The sequence below is a fragment of the Streptococcus oralis genome (genome assembly GCF_001579025.1).
GTDB classification, from domain to species: domain Bacteria; phylum Bacillota; class Bacilli; order Lactobacillales; family Streptococcaceae; genus Streptococcus; species Streptococcus oralis_X.
This window is the reverse complement of the sequence record NZ_KQ970237.1, coordinates 63,514-83,980: the sequence shown is the minus strand read 5'-3', so window position 1 is coordinate 83,980 and position 20,467 is coordinate 63,514. Positions and strand designations below refer to the sequence as shown.

Annotated in this window: 18 protein-coding genes and 2 pseudogenes; 9 read left to right on the top strand and 11 right to left on the bottom strand. The window is 36.9% G+C overall.

The features are described 5' to 3' along the window. The 9 genes and pseudogenes from SORDD27_RS10430 to SORDD27_RS09840 all read left to right on the top strand — a co-directional run. Positions 1-307, top strand: a 307-nt coding sequence (locus SORDD27_RS10430; RefSeq protein ID WP_330997341.1) for a potassium transporter TrkG, incomplete at its 5' end; no start/stop codon positions are given. Between the two features lie 13 nt (positions 308-320). After that, complete coding sequence (locus SORDD27_RS08395; RefSeq protein WP_061428511.1) at positions 321-986, top strand: potassium channel family protein; 666 nt, start codon at positions 321-323, stop codon at positions 984-986. A gap of 156 nt (positions 987-1,142) precedes the next feature. Then, positions 1,143-3,230 (top strand): SSURE domain-containing protein, encoded by a 2,088-nt coding sequence (locus tag SORDD27_RS08390; protein ID WP_061428509.1) that lies wholly within the window; start codon positions 1,143-1,145, stop codon positions 3,228-3,230. 80 nt (positions 3,231-3,310) lie between these two features. After that, entirely contained in the window at positions 3,311-4,009 is a 699-nt protein-coding gene (locus tag SORDD27_RS08385) for a response regulator transcription factor (protein WP_061428507.1), read from the top strand. After that, positions 4,006-5,040, top strand: coding sequence for a sensor histidine kinase (locus SORDD27_RS08380; RefSeq protein WP_061428505.1), 1,035 nt, complete (start codon positions 4,006-4,008; stop codon positions 5,038-5,040). The genes SORDD27_RS08385 and SORDD27_RS08380 overlap by 4 nt, the downstream gene beginning before the upstream one ends. 202 nt (positions 5,041-5,242) lie before the next feature. Next, entirely contained in the window at positions 5,243-5,854 is a 612-nt protein-coding gene (gene rpsD / locus SORDD27_RS08375; RefSeq protein WP_000092756.1) for a 30S ribosomal protein S4, read from the top strand. 219 nt (positions 5,855-6,073) lie between these two features. Further along, positions 6,074-6,880 carry a hypothetical protein gene (locus SORDD27_RS08370; RefSeq protein WP_081103411.1) on the top strand — a complete coding sequence of 269 codons (807 nt, stop codon included), beginning with the start codon at positions 6,074-6,076 and terminating at the stop codon, positions 6,878-6,880. Positions 6,881-6,901: 21 nt separating this feature from the next. After that, entirely contained in the window at positions 6,902-8,149 is a 1,248-nt protein-coding gene (locus SORDD27_RS08365) for a toxic anion resistance protein (RefSeq protein ID WP_061428501.1), read from the top strand. A gap of 132 nt (positions 8,150-8,281) precedes the next feature. Further along, a pseudogene (locus SORDD27_RS09840) lies at positions 8,282-9,549 on the top strand (transposase). A gap of 136 nt (positions 9,550-9,685) precedes the next feature. Here the strand turns inward: SORDD27_RS09840 and esaA are convergent. The 11 genes and pseudogenes from esaA to SORDD27_RS10425 form a co-directional block, all read right to left on the bottom strand. After that, the gene (gene esaA / locus SORDD27_RS08350) at positions 9,686-12,373 is read right to left on the bottom strand and encodes a type VII secretion protein EsaA (protein ID WP_061428500.1); all 2,688 of its coding nucleotides are present in this window, start codon (positions 12,371-12,373) and stop codon (positions 9,686-9,688) included. Positions 12,374-12,643: 270 nt separating this feature from the next. After that, a complete protein-coding gene (locus SORDD27_RS08345; protein ID WP_061428499.1) occupies positions 12,644-13,120 on the bottom strand; it encodes a DUF5085 family protein in 477 nt (158 codons plus the stop codon). A 1-nt stretch (position 13,121) separates the two neighbouring features. Continuing rightward, positions 13,122-13,550 carry a hypothetical protein gene (locus SORDD27_RS08340; RefSeq protein WP_045615901.1) on the bottom strand — a complete coding sequence of 143 codons (429 nt, stop codon included), beginning with the start codon at positions 13,548-13,550 and terminating at the stop codon, positions 13,122-13,124. Continuing rightward, complete coding sequence (locus SORDD27_RS08335; protein WP_061428497.1) at positions 13,543-14,268, bottom strand: hypothetical protein; 726 nt, start codon at positions 14,266-14,268, stop codon at positions 13,543-13,545. The genes SORDD27_RS08340 and SORDD27_RS08335 overlap by 8 nt, the downstream gene beginning before the upstream one ends. 34 nt (positions 14,269-14,302) lie before the next feature. Beyond that, the gene (locus SORDD27_RS08330) at positions 14,303-15,025 is read right to left on the bottom strand and encodes a hypothetical protein (protein WP_061428495.1); all 723 of its coding nucleotides are present in this window, start codon (positions 15,023-15,025) and stop codon (positions 14,303-14,305) included. After that, the gene (locus SORDD27_RS08325; RefSeq protein WP_231069337.1) at positions 15,022-16,500 is read right to left on the bottom strand and encodes a T7SS effector LXG polymorphic toxin; all 1,479 of its coding nucleotides are present in this window, start codon (positions 16,498-16,500) and stop codon (positions 15,022-15,024) included. Before SORDD27_RS08325 ends, SORDD27_RS08330 begins: the two co-directional genes overlap by 4 nt. 89 nt (positions 16,501-16,589) lie before the next feature. Next, entirely contained in the window at positions 16,590-17,045 is a 456-nt protein-coding gene (locus SORDD27_RS08320; protein ID WP_061428493.1) for a DUF5085 family protein, read from the bottom strand. Continuing rightward, on the bottom strand, positions 17,045-17,494 hold the full coding sequence (locus SORDD27_RS08315; protein ID WP_061428491.1) for a hypothetical protein: 450 nt from the start codon (positions 17,492-17,494) through the stop codon (positions 17,045-17,047). The genes SORDD27_RS08320 and SORDD27_RS08315 overlap by 1 nt, the downstream gene beginning before the upstream one ends. After that, positions 17,491-18,477: a hypothetical protein gene (locus SORDD27_RS08310; RefSeq protein ID WP_061428489.1), complete on the bottom strand. Its 987-nt coding sequence runs from the start codon at positions 18,475-18,477 to the stop codon at positions 17,491-17,493. Before SORDD27_RS08310 ends, SORDD27_RS08315 begins: the two co-directional genes overlap by 4 nt. Further along, positions 18,474-19,463, bottom strand: coding sequence for a hypothetical protein (locus tag SORDD27_RS08305; RefSeq protein WP_061428487.1), 990 nt, complete (start codon positions 19,461-19,463; stop codon positions 18,474-18,476). Before SORDD27_RS08305 ends, SORDD27_RS08310 begins: the two co-directional genes overlap by 4 nt. Before the next feature lies 1 nt (position 19,464). After that, positions 19,465-20,467 (bottom strand): annotated as a pseudogene (locus tag SORDD27_RS10425) (hypothetical protein); the annotation flags it as partial.

The following is a 20,467-nucleotide window of genomic DNA, read 5'->3' as shown; positions in this document are numbered from 1 at the left end:
AAAATCTTTCAGTGTTTTTATCATCTTCTTGATAACTTTTTTAGCGGGCTTAATCTTAGTAGGAATAACAGCTGAGGGGAATCCACGCTTTATCTACATCATGTTCGAGACAATTTCAGCTCTTGCTACGGTCGGAGTAACTGCAAATTTGACACCAGAGTTAGGCAGATTAGCTCTTAGCATTATCATGCTACTGATGTTTATCGGACGAATTGGGCCACTGACGCTATTAGTTAGTTTGGCTGAGTATCAACCAGATAAGAAAGATATGATCCACTATATGAAAGCAGATATTACCATAGGATAAGAAAGGATAAACCATGTCAGATCGGACAATTGGAATTTTAGGTTTGGGTATTTTTGGGAGTAGTGTACTTACCGCTCTCGCTCAGCATGATATAAATATTATCGCCATTGACGACCATGAGGAGCGAATCAATCAGTTCGAACCAGTCTTGGTACGTGGAGTTGTTGGAGATATTACCGATGAAGAGCTCTTGCTCTCAGCAGGAATTGATACCTGCGATACAGTTGTGGTGGCAACTGGGGAAAATTTAGAATCTAGTGTGCTTGCAGTCATGCATTGCAAGGGTCTAGGAGTACCAACTGTTATTGCTAAGGTTAAAAGTTATACAGCAAAAAAAGTCCTTGAAAAAATTGGCGCAGATTCAGTCATTTCACCAGAATATGAGATGGGTCGTTCGTTGGCGCAGACTATTCTGTTTAATAATAGCGTAGATGTCTTTCAGTTGGACAAAAATGTCTCGATAGTCGAGATGAAAATTCCACGGTCGTGGGCAGGTAAGAGTCTAAGTGAACTTGATCTTCGAGGACAATACAATCTCAATATTCTTGGTTTTCGTGACTATGAAAATGCTCCTCTAGACGTTCAGTTTGGTCCAGATGATCAATTGAAAGCTGATGGCTATATGATGGCAGTAATCAATAACCAATATTTGGATAATCTAGCACACCTCAATGATTAAAAGAGAAATGACCATTCTTTTTTCTAGTGACTATTGAGTCAATATAAGTATTTTATAAGAAGGATTTAAGAAAAATTTTAACTTTTTCTTAATCCTTTTTAATTTTAGGAGATTATACTAGAGCTATCAAAAAAAGAAAACTCTAAGGAGAATCCTATGAAATTCAATCCAAATCAGAGATATACTCGTTGGTCTATTCGCCGCCTCAGTGTAGGTGTTGCTTCAGTTGTTGTGGCTAGTGGCTTCTTTGTCCTAGTCGGTCAACCAAGTTCTGCACGTGCTGATGTCGTCAATCCGACTCTTGCTCAAGTCGTGCCAAACGACGCCTCGGTGAGTGAAAAGGGCGACTTACCAGCAGAGGCTCTAAATAAAGCAGTCGATGTAGCTCTTCCTTCAGAACAGTCTATTCCAACACCTAAAGCAAGTGTGGATACCACAAGCTCTTCAGAAAAAGCGGACGAAACTGCTAAAGAGCCAGTAGTAGCACCAAAAGAAGAAGTGCAAGCACAACCTGACTCTAAGAAACAAACAGAAGATGCAGTTAAACCTGTGGAAGGTCCTACGTCTACAGTTTCTGGACAAGACCGCGAAGCCAGTGAAGCGCAACCAGCGACCACTCCAGCTGAAGTTCAAAAGGGTGTGGCTGATAACACCAAAGACACAGTAGATGTCCCCGCTACTTACTTGGACAAAGCCAATTTCCCTGGCCCGTTTACAGCTGGTGTCAACCAAGTCATTCCATATGAATTCTTCGCTGGTGACGGTATGTTGACTCGCCTTATCTTGAAATCCTCTGATAAGGCTCCATGGTCAGATAATGGAACGGCTAAAAATCCTGCTCTCCCACCGGTAGAGAAATTGGGCAAAGGCCTTTACTTCTATGAAGTAGACTTGGCAGATACCCAAGGAAAATCTGACAAAGATCTACTTGACCTCTTGAAACAAAATGGAACGCAAAGCTATAAAGCTACCATCAAGGTGTACGGTGCGAAAGATGGCAAAGCTGACTTAACTAATCTGGTAGCGACTAAGAATTTGGATGTCAACTTGAATGGTTTAACCACACCAGCTGAAGTGCAAAAAGGTGTGGCTGACAATACCAAAGACACAGTAGATGTCCCAGCTAGCTACCTTGACAAAGCCAATTTCCCAGGTCCATTTACAGCCGGCGTCAATCAAGTCATTCCATATGAATTCTTCGCTGGTGATGGGATGTTAACACGCCTTATCTTGAAAGCATCCGACAAGGCTCCATGGTCAGATAACGGTACAGCTAAAAATCCCGCTCTTCCACCAGTAGAGAAATTAGGCAAAGGTCTCTATTTCTATGAAGTAGACTTGGCAGGCAGCCAAGGAAAATCAGATAAAGAGCTTCTTAACTTCTTGAAACAAAATGGAACTCAAAGTTATAAAGCTACTATTAAAGTGTACGGTGCGAAAGATGGCAAGGCTGACTTGAGCAATCTGGTAGCGACTAAAGATTTGACTGTTAATTTGAATGGCTTGACCACACCAACTCAGGTTAAAGAGTCTGTTGTTAACAATGTCAAAGACATGATTGATGTTCCAGCTAGCTACCTTGATAAGGCTAAGGTTCCTGGACCTTTCTTGGCCGGTGTCAACCAAGTTATTCCATATGAAGCTTTTGGTGGAGATGGAATGCTGACCCGCCTTATCTTGAAAGCCTCTGACAAGGCCCCTTGGTCAGACAATGGAATGGATAAAAATCCTGCTTTATTGCCACTTGAAGGCTTGGCTAAAGGTCAATATTTCTATGAAGTAGATTTGAATGGTAATACGGTTGGTAAAGATGGTCAGGATTTGCTGGAGCAACTTCGAGCTAACGGAACCCATACATATTCAGCTACTATTAAAGTCTATGGCTCTAAAGATGGCAAACTTGATTTGACCAATCTGATTGCTACTCGCCAAGTAACGATTCGACTTCATGGAAAAGAAATGGCGACAATACCATCTCAACAAGGTCAGATGAATACGAAGCCTTCTGAAAAAGGCTCTACAGGTATGACTGAGGGTATGATGAGTACAAATCACCATATGTCAGATATGAAAGTAGATCAACCAGCTTCTAGCCCAATGGCTAATATGATGAAAAAAGATGATAAAGCGATGCTACCAAATACTGGTGAAGCTCAAACGGCTACAGCTGGACTTGGAATCCTTGGCCTAGCCTTGGCAGGTTTTGTTGGATTTTTGGGTTGGAAAACCAAAAGAGAAGATTAAGGTTCAAATCATTTAAACATTACGGAAAATAGTGTTATACTAAAGCAAGTATAACACTGTTTTTGTCAAAGGAGTGTCAGATGAAAAAGACAATTTTGTTGGTTGATGATGAGATAGATATTCTAGATATTCAAAATCGCTATCTTTTACAGGCAGGTTACGATGTTTTAGTTGCCCATGACGGTAAGGAAGGATTAGAACTTTTTAGAAAAAAATCTATCGATCTCATTATCACAGATATCATGATGCCTAATATGGACGGTTATGATTTCATCAGCGAAGTTCAGTATATTGCCCCTGATCAACCCTTTCTCTTTACAACTGCTAAGACAAGCGAACAGGATAAGATTTATGGATTAAGTTTGGGGGCGGATGATTTTATAGCTAAACCGTTTAGCCCACGGGAATTGGTTTTGAGAGTGAATAATATCTTGCGCCGTCTTAGTCGTGGCGGAGAGACCGAGCAGATTGAGTTTGGTGACTTAGTGATCAACCATGTGACTCATGAGGTTCGCATTGGAGAACAGCCTTTGGAATTGACAGTGAAATCTTTTGAACTTCTATGGATATTAGCCAGCAATCCTGAGAGAGTCTTTTCAAAGACTGAACTTTACGAGAAGGTATGGCAGGAGGACTATGTGGATGATACCAATACACTCAATGTTCATATCCATGCTTTGAGACAAGAGTTGAGTAAGTATACGAATTTAAACACTCCTGCTATCAAAACTGTTTGGGGATTGGGCTATAAGATGGAAAGACCGAGAGGTAAAAAATGAAATTAAAAAGCTATATTTTAGTGGGGTATCTAGTTTCGACTTTACTAACGATTTTGGTCGTTTTCTGGGCAGTCCAACGAATGTTGATTGAGAAAAGTGAAATTTACTTTCTGGTTGGAATGACCTTGATTGCAAGTTTCATTGGCGCTGCAGTGAGCATCTTTCTTTTGTCGCCTGTGTTCTCTTCTCTGAAACATTTGAAAAAACAAGCTCAGGATATAGCCAGCAAGGATTTCAGCACAGAAATTGAAACCAAAGGCCCATTAGAATTTCAAGAGCTGGGGCAGGCTTTTAATGACATGTCCCACAATTTGCAAGCTACCTTTCAATCACTTGATGAGAGCGAGCAGGAAAAGAGAATGATGATTGCGCAGCTCTCTCACGATATTAAAACTCCCATTACCTCCATTCAGGTTACTGTGGAGGGAATTCTAGATGGAGTGATCAAGGAAGAGGAGCGGCTCCACTACTTAACCACGATTGGTCGGCAAACCGAGCGTCTAAACAAGCTAGTGGAGGAATTGGATGTTCTGACTCTTAACACCCAACCTCAAGATACTGCTGATGAAGAAGTCGAAGAGGTCTTTTTAGATCAGCTGTTGATTGAGTCAATGAGTGAATTTCAACTCCAGATTGAACAAGAGGAGCGAGATGTTTACATTCGAGTATCACCTGAGTCGGCGAAAATCAAGAGCCATTCTGACAAACTTTCTCGCATTCTGGTCAATTTGTTAAACAATGCCTTTAAATATTCAGAACCAGGAACCAGAATCGAGGTTCTTGCACAATTAACAGAACAAGAACTGACAATCAGTGTGAAAGACGAGGGTCAGGGGATCCTTCCTGAAGATTTGGAAAAGATCTTTAAACGACTTTATCGTGTAGAAACTTCGCGCAATATGAAGACGGGTGGACATGGATTAGGACTTGCGATTGCACGCGAACTAGCCCATCAGCTTGGTGGCGAAATCACAGCAGAAAGTCAGTATGGCTTAGGAAGCAAGTTTACATTCAGCCTCAATTTGAAATAAAGGCGTAAAATCCCTTTACAAATCTAGCTTTTCATGGTACAATAGCCTTTGTGTGAAATAGCAGCAGGAAAGCATGAAGCTCGTCAACAGGTGTCTTATGACAAGTAACCTTGGCTGTTTAGGCGAAGGGCATCTGCACGAATCAGGGCTTTCTAAGTGACTATTTCCACCGAAATATTATTTATATCAGGAGGACATACACATGTCACGTTATACAGGACCATCTTGGAAACAAGCTCGTCGCCTTGGCCTTTCACTTACAGGTACAGGTAAAGAATTGGCACGTCGTAACTACGTACCAGGACAACACGGACCAAACAACCGTTCTAAATTGTCAGAATACGGTTTGCAATTGGCTGAAAAACAAAAACTTCGTTTCACTTACGGTGTAGGTGAAAAACAATTCCGTAACTTGTTCGTACAAGCTACAAAAATCAAAGGTGGAATCCTAGGTTTCAACTTCATGCTTCTTTTGGAACGTCGTTTGGATAACGTTGTTTACCGTCTTGGCCTTGCGACTACTCGTCGTCAAGCTCGTCAATTCGTAAACCACGGTCATATCCTTGTTGACGGAAAACGCGTTGATATCCCATCATACCGCGTAACTCCAGGTCAAGTGATCTCAGTTCGTGAAAAATCATTGAAAGTTCCAGCAATCCTTGAAGCTGTTGAAGCTACTCTTGGACGTCCAGCATTCGTATCATTCGACGCTGAAAAATTGGAAGGTTCATTGACTCGCTTGCCAGAACGCGACGAAATCAACCCAGAAATCAACGAAGCACTTGTCGTTGAATTCTACAACAAAATGCTTTAATTTTAAGAAATATCTTACGAAAAGCCTACAACAGTGGGCTTTTTGCTTTGTCTTAAAACGTTGATTTCTGGGTTTGGGCATTGTCGGAAGGAGTGCTTTTAGTCATCGAAAACCTTCCTAGCTATAGTGTAAAGAAATCCGTGTTTTAGGTGACTTTTCCGCCCTCATTTTCAGCTTTTGTGCTAAAATAGATTTATAAACTTAAGATAAGGAATGTTTATGAAATCGGGTAATGTATTATTGAAAGGATGCCTTTATTTCTGGGGTGGCTTATTTTTACTAGGTCTCTTGGTTCAGGTAGCTCTGCCTTTGGCAATTTGTGGCTTGATAGGTTTCGGGGCTTATCTAGCCTATAAGCGTTGGCGTTATCCTCTCTTGAAGGATCGTTCTTTGGAAGATCAGATTGAGCTTTTAAAAGCGCGGATTCGTCAGGCCGATAAAGATATCCAGCAGTTAGAGGAGACCTTGTCTGAGAAAGGCTCAGCAGCCTATAAAAGCCTAGCTAACCAGGTCTTGATTGAACTTCAAGAAATTCATCAAGAGGCTAATCGTTTAAAATCTTATATTGACGAAGCTGTTTATAGTCGCATTGATAAAAAGGTTCGCTCAGTAAGGGCGACCATAGACGTCCAGCTAGAGCGACTAGAAAGAGAGAGTCTGGTAGACATCGACAATAAGGAGCCCGAAGAATTGGCGCCTGAATTGTCTCAGACCTTGGCAAATATTGCTGCGGATCATCAAGCGATTCTCGACAAAATCGAGTCATCGGATGTTGGAGCCAAAGAAGAGCTGACGGCCATCCATAGTTTAAAAATGGAGAAATTCCAAACGATTTTAGAGGGCTATTTAAAGATTAAGGCAAATCCCAAAAATTATAATCGGGCGGAAGAACGCTTGGAACAAGCTAAAGCAGCCATTGAACAATTTGACCTTGAGCTAGACCAAGTTTTGAGAGAACTCAATGAAACAGATATGCGCGATTTTGATATTAGCCTGCGTATCTTAGGAAAAGATCGCAAAGAATAGGGTAGACACAAAGGAGTAACCATGACAGAATTTAATTTTGATATTGATCAGATTGCTAATAATACAGTGGCCAAAGTGGACAAGACAACCGAAATCATCGAGACTAATACAGGCTCAGCCCAGACGATCACTTTTCTTGAAAAGCTAAGTCCTGAGCAACAAGAGCAGATTAAGGGGCGCGTGCCTCAGTTGGTGGATCAGTTTGTCACAGACCAAAATGCTCTCTTGGACTTTGGTCAATCAGCGGTGGAAGGTGTCAATGGTACGGTTAACCGTATCTTGACCGAGCAGAAGAAACTGCAAATTCCGCAGGTGGATGACCTGCTGAAAAATACCAACCGTGAACTCCAAGGTTTTGTAGCCAAATACAAGAATGCTGAAATTGCAGAATTGGAAGAAAAGCCAAACTTTTTGCAAAAATTGTTTAAAAAAAGTCAGAACAGTCTGCAAGAATTTTATTTTGACTCAAAAACAGTTGAGCAAAAGCTAGATGGTATGGCTGCTGCTGTGGTCAAGCAAGAAGATGTGTTGGCGCGAAATATTGTTTCTGCTGAAATGCTGATTGAGGACAATACCAAATCCATTGAAAATCTAGTGGGAGTTATTTCCTTTATCGAAGCCAGTCAGGCAGAAGCTGGGAATCGCGCTGCAGAATTGAAGGCTCAAGTTGATCAACTAGATACAAGTACGGTAGAATATCAAACCAAGGCCCAAGAATTAGCTCGTATGGCTGAAGTGGTCAATACACTGGAACAACAACATACAGAGTATGTTAGCCGCCTTTACGTAGCTTGGACAACGACTCCACAGATGCGTAATCTCGTCAAAGTTTCATCGGACATGCGCCAAAAATTGGGTATGCTTCGTCGCAATACCATTCCAACCATGAAGCTTTCGATTGCCCAACTTGGTATTTTGCAACAATCGATGAAATCAGGTGTCGTGGCAGATGCCATTGTCAATGCCAACAATGCTGCCCTTCAGATGCTAGCTGAAACCAGCAAGGAAGTGATTCCGCAGATGGAACGAATTGCCCAAAGTCCAACAGTAGCTGTTGAATCGGTTACCAAACTTGCTGAAAGTCTAGTCGCTCAAAACCAAGGTATCGTTGCTGCCATTGAGTTGGGACGCCAGAAACGTGCTCAACTAGAAACAACCATCGTCAAATCCGCAGAAATGATCAACGATTCTGTTAAACTCCGCGATGAGAAAATCGTCCAAGCCCTTCTAGACCAAGGAAAGGCTGCTCAGAAAGAAGTACAAGAATAAAACTAAAAGGCTCTATAATATTTGTAGTGGGTAAATCCCCTATGAATATTATGGAGCCTATTTTGTTGTAGAAAAAAAGTCCCATAAGATCTATAATGAAAAGCAAGCAAACAACTCATTAGAAAGATTCATATGGAACAACTACATTTTATTACAAAACTACTCGATATTAAAGACCCTAATATCCAAATCATAGATATCGTTAATAGGGATACCCACAAAGAAATCATTGCTAAACTGGACTACAATGCCCCATCTTGTCCTGATTGCGGAAGTCTGATGAGGAAATAGGACTTTCAAAAACCGACTAAGGTCCCTTACCTTGAAACGACTGGTATGCCTACTAGAATTCTCCTTAAAAAACGCCGTTTTAAGTGCTATCAGTGCTCAAAAATGGCTGTCGCTGAGACTTCCCTCGTCAAGAAAAATCACCAAATCCCTCGTATCATCAACCAAAAGATTGCTTATCGGCTGTCTATTTCAACTTCAAATGTTATTCGCAAGCTCAATGACTTTCACTTTAAACTTGATTTTTCTCATCTTCCTGAGATTATGTCTTGGGATGTGTACGCCTTCACCAAGGGAAAGATGAGTTTCATTGCGCAAGATTTTGATAATCTCAGTATCATCGCTGTTCTTGAGGGAAGAACACAAGCTGTCATCCGAAATCACTATCTTCGCTACGATAGAGCCGTTCGATGTCAGGTGAAAATTATTACTATGGATATGTTTAGTTCTTATTATGACTTGGCTAAACAGCTTCGCTTTCAAATTTCTAGGCTCAGGCTGAAACAGTCTCCCAGACTGTTTCACTCCCGTGTGCTAAAATCGTTCTTGATCGCTTTCACATTGTACAACATCTAAGCCGTGCTATGAGTCGTGTCTGTATCCAAATAATGAATCAATTTGAACGAAAATCCCATGAATATAAGGCTATCAAGCGATACTGGAAACTCATCCAACAGGATAGTCGTAGACTCAGTGATAAGAGATTTTATCGCCCTACTTTTCGTCTGCACTTGACCAATAAAGAAATACTAGACAAGCTGTTGAGCTATTCAGAAGACTTGAAACACCACTATAATCTCTATCAGCTCTTGCTTTTTCACTTTCAGAATAAGGAACCGGAGAAATTCTTTGGACTCATTGAGGACAATCTAAAGCAGGTTCATCTCCTTTTTCAGACTATCTTTAAAACCTTTCTAAAGGACAAAGAGAAAATCGTCAACGCCCTTCAACTACCCTATTCTAACGCCAAATTGGAAGCGACTAATAATCTCATTAAACTTATCAAGCGTAATGCCTTTGGTTTTCGGAACTTCGAAAACTTCAAAAAACGGATTTTTATCGCTCTGAACATCAAAAAAGAAAGGACGAAATGTGTCCTTTCTAGATCTTAGCTTTTCTTCAACCCACTACAGTTGACAAAGAGCCAACTAAAAGGACTTAGCCCTGTGCAATACAGAACTAAATCCTTTGGATAAATTAATTGTCTAACTTTTTGGGGTCAGTACATTTTGAGAGTTATTATCTACATTATTTGCCTTTTTCTTTTGTCAACCAATATGTGATTCCTGCTGATGAAATTGCTGATAAAATAATCGCTAAAATAACCCATACTCTGTTATTATCCACTGAAATTGGCGCTTCATATGTTTCTTTTTTAGTTTCAATTGGATTAGATAAAAAATTCATCACATTTTGATTGGTCGTTCCACCATCACGAATATTCTTCATAACAGTTTTAAAGGACTCTGCGTAGTCTCTATTCCCTTGAATAACTTCTGCTTCATTAGATATCAAATCATTCGTAGTTGAAATAGTCTTATCAACATTACCTTTAATAGTCTGAACTTGATCAACAAATTGAGTAAACTGATCCTTCATAGTTCCAACCGCTTCATGATTTTGACTAGTTTCTTTTGATCCAGTAGAAGTTGTAGACACTAATGATTCAATTGATCTATATAAGCGATTTGATGACTCACTATCATTTATTAATGTTCCGCTATTAGCATTTGAAGCTGTACCCGTCACTTCCAATTGTTTTGCTTTCGTTTCCTTCCACTTATCGTACTCGGTTGATAAGGTCTTAATCGAATTATTATACCAATTAGCTAAGTTTGTAATTTGATTTTTGAAATAATCATTTGGTAACTCAGCTTCAGCCAATTCAGGCAATGTGTTGCTTGATTTTTCTAATGACTTCAAAGAGTTTTGAATTTGTTCCAACAAATCTATACCTGACTCTTTAAACTTAGCAACTTGATCTTCTGACAACTGAGTCGCTATATCATCACGACTGATATTACCATACATATTGTAAACAGAATCTGGTGATAAGGCAGAAAAATTAATAGAGGAGCTACTTGGACTTCCATAAATTGCTTGAATCATACCAGTTGAACGATCGATTTTGCTTAATTTATCAAGAATATGTTTTAAATCTTTTTTCACTAAAACATCTGACTCTTCTTTATCGCTACGATAAATAGTTTTCTTGACAGGAATTGTAGTTTCACCAATGTGTACTTCAAATGAAATTTCATTTTTCCCATAATGTGGTTCTAAAGTATATTCAACCGTCATAGTATAAAGCTTATCATCTGTTATAGTTTGCTCTCCTCCAACTAAAGTAGCATTTCCTGTAACATAAATTTTAGCTTTAGGAGATAAATATTTTGTCCCTTTAGAACTGCTGGAATCTCCGCCACCCTCAACTACCGTTGATGATTCAGGCAAACTACTGGATGGTTTTGTCACAGAAGCTTCGACAGTTTCAGACTCAGCCTGGGGTAATTTAACTGTCAATTCCATAGTTTCTGTTACTTTATCGAGCTTATCATTTTCAATCGATAAAAATTCAAAAATAGGTAATCCACTTATAGAGGTGGCCTTCTTATCAAATTTAGTATAATTCTTAAGTAAATCTATTTTTTCATTATATTCTTTGACTTGATCAGCTGTTAGGACATTGAGTTTCTCCAATTTACTAAATAAAGTTTGGTAATCAGTTGATTCAATACTAATATCTGTTAGATTTGAACGAATCAAATTTTGATAAGTTTCAGGCAAATGATTTTCAGTAATCAAACTTTTATTAATCTGATCTACAAGTGTTGCTTTAGCATCCGAAGTAAGGTCCGATTTTAAATCAACATCTTCTTTACCAAAGTAAAAGAGTGATATTTTCTTTTTCTCTTCTTCTAATTCTTTTTTAAGATGTCCAAATTCAGATTTTCTATCTTTTATTTTACCTTGATAATCAACAATAACCTTATGATAATCAACTACTAAATCTTCTAGTTTAGCTTGTTCAGATTTTTCCTTATCTGTACTATTTCCAAATTGATACAATGATTTAAGCACCGAATTATTTAAACCATCTATAATTTTAGAATTTTCTTCATGCTGTTCTTTCAAGGTGCTATTGGTTGTTAAGACATTCTTTTCAAATATTTCCTTCTGAAAATCAAAATAAGTTTTAACTTCCTTAAGTTGTTTTTCTAATCCGATTCCTGTATTATTTAAAAGGCTAGCAACAGAATCAGAAAAAGCCTTCTGAGAATCTTCATAAGACGAATTCGTTTTCTGTAGATTTGAAGCAAATTCCAAAGTGCTTAACATAGACTGACTTGCTTCGTTTGACGGACCATAGATATATTGAGAAATTTTTGAATGCGTCCCAGACTGTTCATTTACAATATTATCAACATTTCTTTTAGCATCATCTAGATTGTTGATAACACTTGAAAAATACATTTTTATAACATTTTGGTTAATAGTATTGAGGTACTCGCCTACTCGTAACTCAACATTCTTAGATTTAACTGGATCTAAATTTGATTTCGTTTTATATGTTATCTTTGCTCTATCAGGATTAAAACTTTCCAGTTGAGCTATTTTTTCTGAAAACTGTTGTTCGATATAAACAATTACATCAACCGACCCATTTTCAAATCGATTTTCAGCAACATTACGAGTCATGACAGTCCATTGATTTGTATTCTCTTTTGATAATAAATTTGTGAAATCATTTCCTAGATTATAGGCGTTGCCATTTAATACGCCTCCAGCATCTTCATTTACCAGAGCAATATTCAATTTACGATCGTTAACCTTATTTGTTACAGAAATCTCTTGATTCTTTAAATAAATAAATGTTGCTCCTGAACCAACCAACAAAGTTACAAAAACACTACTACCTATAATTATTTTTTTCATAGCTAACCTCTCTCATTTATCTCTTTATTATACCACGAATACTAGAGTCAGGCAAGGAGTGCTTACAATCTTTATTCTATTAATAAAACTTACCAATTCGTAACTTGCTTATGCACCTACCTATATACTAAATTTTAGGTGTTTCATTTTCTCACCATATAGAAAATCCTAGAATGAAATCCTAGGATTTGTATGTCATTTATAAGTTCTACAAGGAAACGAACATGAGTAGTTTTAAGTCTCTTTATTTCCTTAAGTTTTCTATTATCCTCAATTCATTTTATCTCGAACCCCTACCATGATATCTGTATACAAAACATCATTTACCTTACTTGAAATATAAAATACGGGTGTAGATTCTTCTAAGTCATTGTCGATCAATAAATTGGTTAACAGGTATATAGCCTTATCAAAGTCAACAGCTTCCTCCCCAGTAACTCTAGCTCCTACCATTCTAGGAACTAAAAAATAACTGTTATAAGCAGCCCCTTCTAGTAATTCATTCTCTCCTAAATAATCCTCATGGACAGGAAGATAGACTGTGATATTGTATGTCCCATCATCCAACTCTCCGATATGAGGACATGAGTAAAATGGATTGCTTTTTGGGGTATACCCAGCCGCTACGGCTGTTTGAACCATATCTTGAAAGGCTACTGCAATTTCATCACCAGTAATGTTGTAATCGACACTTAAGACATTACTCATCATTAATGATTGATTCATACCATATGTAATTTCTGCCATTTTACTTCTCCACTGGGATAATCAAATCTACAAACAAATCATCATAAACAGGTATCAAGACCAGATACAACTTATCTTGTAATTCCCAACCGTGCTCTCTGATGTAATCCTTCATCTCGTAGATGGACTGGTCCAAACCATCTTCAAATGGCACACGTTTGCTGATACCCTCAATACTTAAACTAGCTTGGTACCTTAGTTGGCTCGTTGAGTTTGTTTCTGAAATGACCGGTATATAAAGGGTAACATCCTGTTCTTCTTCGTCAAATTGAGTTGGAGTCATTTCAAAAATGGTCGGACCATCTTTATAGATGCCATTGGTATAGGGTAAGAGTTCTGTGTGGACAAACAACTCCAATAGTTCGTCCGCTTGAATCTGGACCTGGTCTGTCATCAAATGTTCCATATGAATTTGGATTTCTTTAATCATGTTTCTTTTCCTTTTTAAATCTATTTTTATCAAATTCTTTATTTTGAATCAAATCCGAAGACACTTCTATATGCTTGATTGGTCTTGTTTGCTCAATATCATGACGATGTTGGTAGGCATAGATAATATAAAACCATGTTTGGTATAAAGCAGAGCCAAAAATCATTAACAATAAGGATACTCCCCACCCCATTAAAAAATCATATCCAATGATAGCTAGAAAAATAAAGCAAAGAGATAAAAGTATTATCGGTCCCACTACAAAATTAAGCATAATTTTTCCAGCCTTCTCCGGGATAATTTCTTCAGAGTCCAAGTCAACCAAACAGCTCATGACGATAATAATTACAAGGGCATAGATAAGGGGGAGAGATAACTTTAGAACAATAAAGTTATGGTCCCCACTCAAACTACTAAATCCAATAATAGTATAAACATGACCAGTCAAATACATGAGATAGGTTCCAAAACTGGTTAAAATCCCTCTCTTAAGATCTAGTAAAAATACTAAATTTAAAACCCAAACAACAATCCCTGCAATAAGCAGTCCTTGATATAAGTCCTCATTTTTTAGAACCTCTAACCCTCCTGCAAGAAAAAACAAAAATGCCAAAGGATATAAAATAAAAATCCCATTTAATACGCCCCAAAGAGGAACTGGTCCCGTTATTCTACTTCTTTGAAACTCAAAATATTTTTTGATTCTTTCAATAATCATTTAAACCATCCTCTCATCTCGGTAGCTTGTATATTCACTTTTCCTTTCTAAATCTATCCCTATCAAACTCCTTATTTTGGATCATATCTGAAGATACTCCTATATGCCTGATTGGGATTGTTTCTTCGACATCATTGCGGTGTTGATAAGCATAGATAATATAAAACCAAGTTGCGTACAGAAATTGTCCAAAAATCATTAAGAATAAAGATATTCCCCATCCCATTAAAAAATCATATCCAAAAAATCCCAATAAAATAAAACAAAGAGCTAAAATCATTATCGGCCCCATTACAAAATTAAGCATAATTTTGCCTGCCTTCTCCGAGATAATTTCTTTAGAGTCCAAGTCAACCAAACAGCTCATGACGATAATAATCACAAGGGCATAGATAAGGGGGAGGGAAAGTTTTAAGCCAATAAAGCTATAGTCCCCACTCATAGCAGCAAAATCAACGATCGTATAAACATGGCCCGTCAGATACATTAGATAAGTCCCAAAACTGGTTAAAATCCCTCGCTTAAGGTCCAATAAGAAAACCAGATTTAAAATCCAAGTAACAATGCCAGCAATTACTAGAAATTTGTATAAGGATGGATTTTTTAGAACCTCTAAGCCTAAACCTAAGCCCCAAAATGGTAAAAAAACTAAAGGATATAAAATAAAAATCCCATTTAATACTCCCCAAAGGGGAACTGGTCCTTGTATTTTGCTTCGTTGAAATTCAAAAGTTTTTTTTATTCGTTCCAGTATCATTTAAACCATCCTCTCATGCCTTTTATCAGGCTATTGACTCCTTTTTTAAGATTATCAGTTATATGAAAACTATCGTTAAGTTTATTTGCAACCCAAACCGCACCTGCACTTGCTGCGATTGCTGCTGCTCCAGTTAACCAAACAGGGGCTGTCGCAACACCTAATAGACTTAGCCCAGCACCTGCTAATGCAGCTCCTGCACTCGCTGCGGCAGTTGCCGCAACAGTTGTTCCCGCTGCCTTGGCCGCATCTATCACAAAACCTGTTGCCACACTGGCCTTAACTTCATTTCCTCTTAGACCTTGACGTTTGGCCTCTTTTTCATTTTCGCTGATTTTTGAGAAAGTATCAACCACATCTAAAGCAACACCAACAACTGCAGCTCCTTTTAAAAACTTACCAAACTTCGTAGCGGATTTAAAACCTTCTTTGTAATTTTTAAAGCTATCTGTAGCAGACTTAACTAAACCTTTAAATCCTCCAGATGCGCCTGCCTTTCCTAAACTCCACAGGCCTTTACCAGCGCCTTTGAAAGTTATCTCTTTAATAAATTCTTCTTTCAATAGGCTTCCAGTTGTAGACACAAGTGATTTTCCGACACTAGCCACTTTGGTACTAAATCGAGTTGTATCTGTAAAAGATTTGAAAACCTTACTCAATTCTTCATTATATTTAGTATAGCCTAGCTTTTTCATTATGGATTTGAAGGTCTGTGGAACACCACCGTTTTTATATTGAACTACCTTATAAGTACGACTACCATTTAATTTCTTGGTAACTTCAAAATAATTATCTAGAAGTTTTCCAAATTTTGTTGTCTCTTTAAGAACAATGGTATCTCCTTTTTTATTTTGACTAAAACGATACAACGCATATAAAGCTGGCAAAATAGATTTTAAATGTTTTTTATAGTCCTTACTATTTTTATATAAATCACTCTTTGTGACATTTTTATAAACATTAAATAATGAATCTATTAAGTTCTCATTTTCGGCCACCGTCCCACTATACTTGGACTCGGCAAGCTGTTTTGCGAGAGCATTTTGGTACTTCACAGCTTTGGAATTGCTATGGATAGCTGTGTGAATCTCTGAAACTGAGTTTTTAAACTGAGTTCGATTATAATAATTTCTCGATACGCGGTTCCCATACGGAAGAGGGGCATAACCTGATAGTGTTGCGATTTCACTATTTTGCATATCTATAAGGTCAAATGTATCTGTTTTTAGAAGAACACTATTAAAAGCTTCCATGTTCTTTATGGTATCATCTAAACTCTTGACTGCTTGATTATAGCTTGTATTCACACTATCCAAACTAGGATTCGTTAACGTTAGGATATCACTTATCCCTGCATAGATATTTTTCGTCTTACTGGAACTACTCTTCAATCCCTCAATCGGATCTTTCATCCGTTGCTTGATGCGTTCTAGATATTCTGTCTTAATAATGGCACTGTTGTCGGTCTCTGACACCGTGTCTTGAAAGAGCTTCACAAGTCCATCATAGCGACTGACAATGCTATCTAGGGCATTGTCATAGTTATCAATCTTTAGTTACATTACTAAATATTTTCGGAATAGCCTACCAATAATTCTAAATATTCTAATCCGTTTTTGGGAACCACGTGATAAAAAGGGGTTACCATCTCCAAATCATTTTTTTCCATTGCTATTATTAATTTTGCATATTCTATTTCTGTCAAAGTCTTAAGGTCTCCTTTAATAATCGTTTTTAATAAATTGCTAATTTCAAAATAAGTTGAAAAATTATAACCTTTTAAACTAAATAAATCGTTGGATATAGGCATAAATAACTCAATTTCTATTACTTCATTTAACGGAACGTTATTCAAACTGTAAAAGAACGGGCCTTTTAATTGATAGCCCGCTTCTACAATTCCTTTTATAAACTGCTCCAAATGCTCTTCCATCTCACTGTAATGAAATGATAGTCTCTGTCTAACCACATTTTGAAAAGCAATTTTATTAACTTTGACAACATTTTCTGGTAGTTTCATCAATCTTTTTCAACCTCACAATACATGTCAATTACATAGTCTCCATAAAGATCCAATACGACATGAATAATATTTACTAATTTAAATCCTAACTTTGAAATCTCTTTTTCAATTTCTTCATATGGGATTGGCTCTTCTTGATTGTAATGACGATAATAAAAATCTGTTGTGAAATTTAACGACTCCTGAAAGAAAATACCCGAAGTATTTTCTCCCTTTATCTCAAGTTTATTCCCAACTGTTGTAAATACAAGAACATCTTGAACAGTTTTCATTGGATTGTAACTGTAAAATATTGGACCATCTGCATAAAATCCGTTTTGTATCATCTGGAGTTTAAACCCCTTAGAATCTGAGATCAAACGATCAAAGAAAGTGGCTGAGGGAGTTAATTCCAGTTTAAAACCAATTAAATTTGTAAGACTTAATTCTCTTTTTTTAAAATTCATTTTTTCTTTCCTTTTTTGAATCCAGTTTTTAATCTTTTCATCATAGATAGAATAAAGCTCCCCAAAATATCCAGTCCTATTGCATAGATGAACAATTTAACACTCCAGACCAGCCAAATAGGTCGCTTAATGCTCTCATTTGAATAACCACTATAATTAATAATCCCTAATAATATTGCAAAAGCTACCATCTCAAGTGGGATACGAATTTTTGCTTTCTTTAAACTGAAACCCTTAAATAAATCTCGAAAAGTCTCTTTTTTCGTAGGCACATCTTCCCAATACTCCTTGCTTTGAGTTTTTAGGTATAAAAGGTAGGCAACTTCTGTAATCAATTGAGAAAATGCATAGCTGAAAAGAAGAGCTTCAAGAATTCCAAAAATAAGTATTAATTTACCTGAAAGAAGACCTCCTAGCATAGAAACTATAAAAATAATAAGGAGAGAGTTCTTACTATAAGCACTGGATGTTGCAAAATAATTACCCATTGTTCTATTGATAGAAAAACCTTTTTTTAACTCTCTTTTTAGCCAAAAATACTGATAAATAAAACTTAAAATTGTACAAATAACTAAAAATGGAATAAAAATTGGAGAATATAGAGAGAATCCTATAGTAAATTCCTTAGTTGAAATAGAAGTCACTATAAGTAAAAGCATCATCAACTGCAGAGAAAAGTATATGACCATATAGACTAGTAACAGAAAAATTGTTGACAAAATTTGCTTCTTATATACAAAGAAACCAACTAATGGAATGAAAAATGCAATAATAAGGTAGAAACAAGAAATCAAGAGTAAATCAAAGAACCAATTCATAAATGGATTTATTATAGCGACTGTGTCAAAATAGTAATAAAAAGTGAAAATTTCTAGTGCTAATATAAATACTCCTGTCCATGAAATAACCAGCATACTTGCAGATGCGCGAGTATTCGCTAAACTTTTAAAATATGCTTTATTTAATTCATCAATTTCTTTCACTGTTTTTTCTTTCCTTTTTTGAATCTAGTATTTACTTTTTTTATGACATGAAGAATAAAACTTCCCAAAATATCCAGCCCTACTGAGATGATAAATATTCTGATAAGCCAAAGCATCCAACGTGTTTGATTAATGAATGCATTGACGGAGGCAATTTCCCCATCAATGTAAATAATAAAAAGAAGAAAAAATATTTCAAGAGGAATGCGAATTTTAGCTTTCTTCAGACTAAATTCTTTAAATAAATTTCTGAATAAATTTCTAAAACTGACCTCTCCGTCCGGTTCTGTTTCCCAATATTCCTTGCTTTGAGTTTTAAGATATAAAAGATAGGCTACTTCAATAATCAATTGGGGGAAAGCATAACAGTAAAGGAGTGTACTTGTAATACCTAAAACCATAGCAAACTTCCCTAAAAAAGCACTAGTTAACAATACTAACATAAAAATAATGAGAATAGATTCTTGACTGTAGGCACTAGATTTGGCAAAGTAATTTCTCACCGTTCGACTTGCAGAAAAACCGTTTTTCAGTTGTCGCATCAACCAAAAATATTGATAAATAAAGCCACAAACTGCAGAGAATACTAAAAACAAAATGACTGGTATTGATGATTCATTAAACTCTTGAAAGCCATTATTATTGACTGTAAACAAAATATAACACGTTAGCATTAACGATAAGAAAATTCCTATATACGATAATAGTAATAAAATAGTTGATAAAATTTGTTTACGATAAATAAAACTCATCCCTAGTGGAATCACAGTTGCCACTATAAGATAGACCGAATATAATAAAATAAAATTAAAAAATATGTTCGATGACTTTTGCAGACCAAAATCAATTAGGTATAGCTCTACTCCAAAGATGACTGCTCCTGTAAATGAAATCAACATCATACTTGCAGATGCGCGAGTGTTAGCTAAGCTTTTAAAATATACTTTATTTAATTCTTCAACTTCTTTCACTGTTTTTTCTTTCACTTTAACCTCCAAACTTCGAACTCAGTAAATCACCTATACGTTTTCCTATATCGTCTCCGACATTTTTTCCGAAGTCCTTTATCGTATCAACCAAACTTTTACCTGTTTCTCTGGATTTAACACTATTAAAAAGATAATTAAATCCAATCCCTGCAACTGCACCTACTACAGTTCCTAAAGGAGGTAAAAATGCTGAACCAATAGCCGCACCCATGCCTGCAGCTGCGGCCCCTGATCCAATATCTACGGCTGTATCAATCGTAAAGTCCCGCGCTTCTTTGGCCGAGATACCATCAGACATATCCACATTCTCCCTAAAATTATTATAGATATTTATAGCTGTTAAAATTCCTCCAGCTAATTTAAACGTTTTGCCAACTTTCCCTACCTCTCTCCAGCCTTTAAAATCATTTAGTGGATTAACAGACTCTTTGAAACCGCTCCATCCTGCTTTACCCATTTCTTTCATACGAGCAATACCTTGCAAATTACCTGAATAGTGGTAGTTTTTAAAATCAATTCCCGAAGCATTTTGGAAATTTCGACCATGCCCGTATAAATTGTTAGTAGAAGATTTGAAAAGGAATCTATTGCCCCATCTCATTCTTCCTTGGCTATCCATTGTTATTTTTATACCATTAAGAAAAATATTTGCTCCTCGATAGGTGATGACAGCTTCCCCCATTGATTTAATATAATCTAAAACATCTTCTGCTTCAGGAGGAGTTAAACCAAAAGTTTCACTAATTTTCGATACAGAAATTTCTTTTTGCTGTTCTGAGACTACCGTCCCACTATACTTAGACTCGGCAAGCTGTTTTGCAAGAGCATTTTGGTACTTCACAGCTTTGGAGTTGCTATGGATAGCTGTGTGAATCTCTGAAACTGAGTTTTTAAACTGAGTTCGATTATAATAATTTCTCAATGCGGGGTTCCCATACGGAAGAGGGGCATAACCTGATAGGGTAGCGATTTCGCTATTTTGCATATCGATAAGGTCAAAA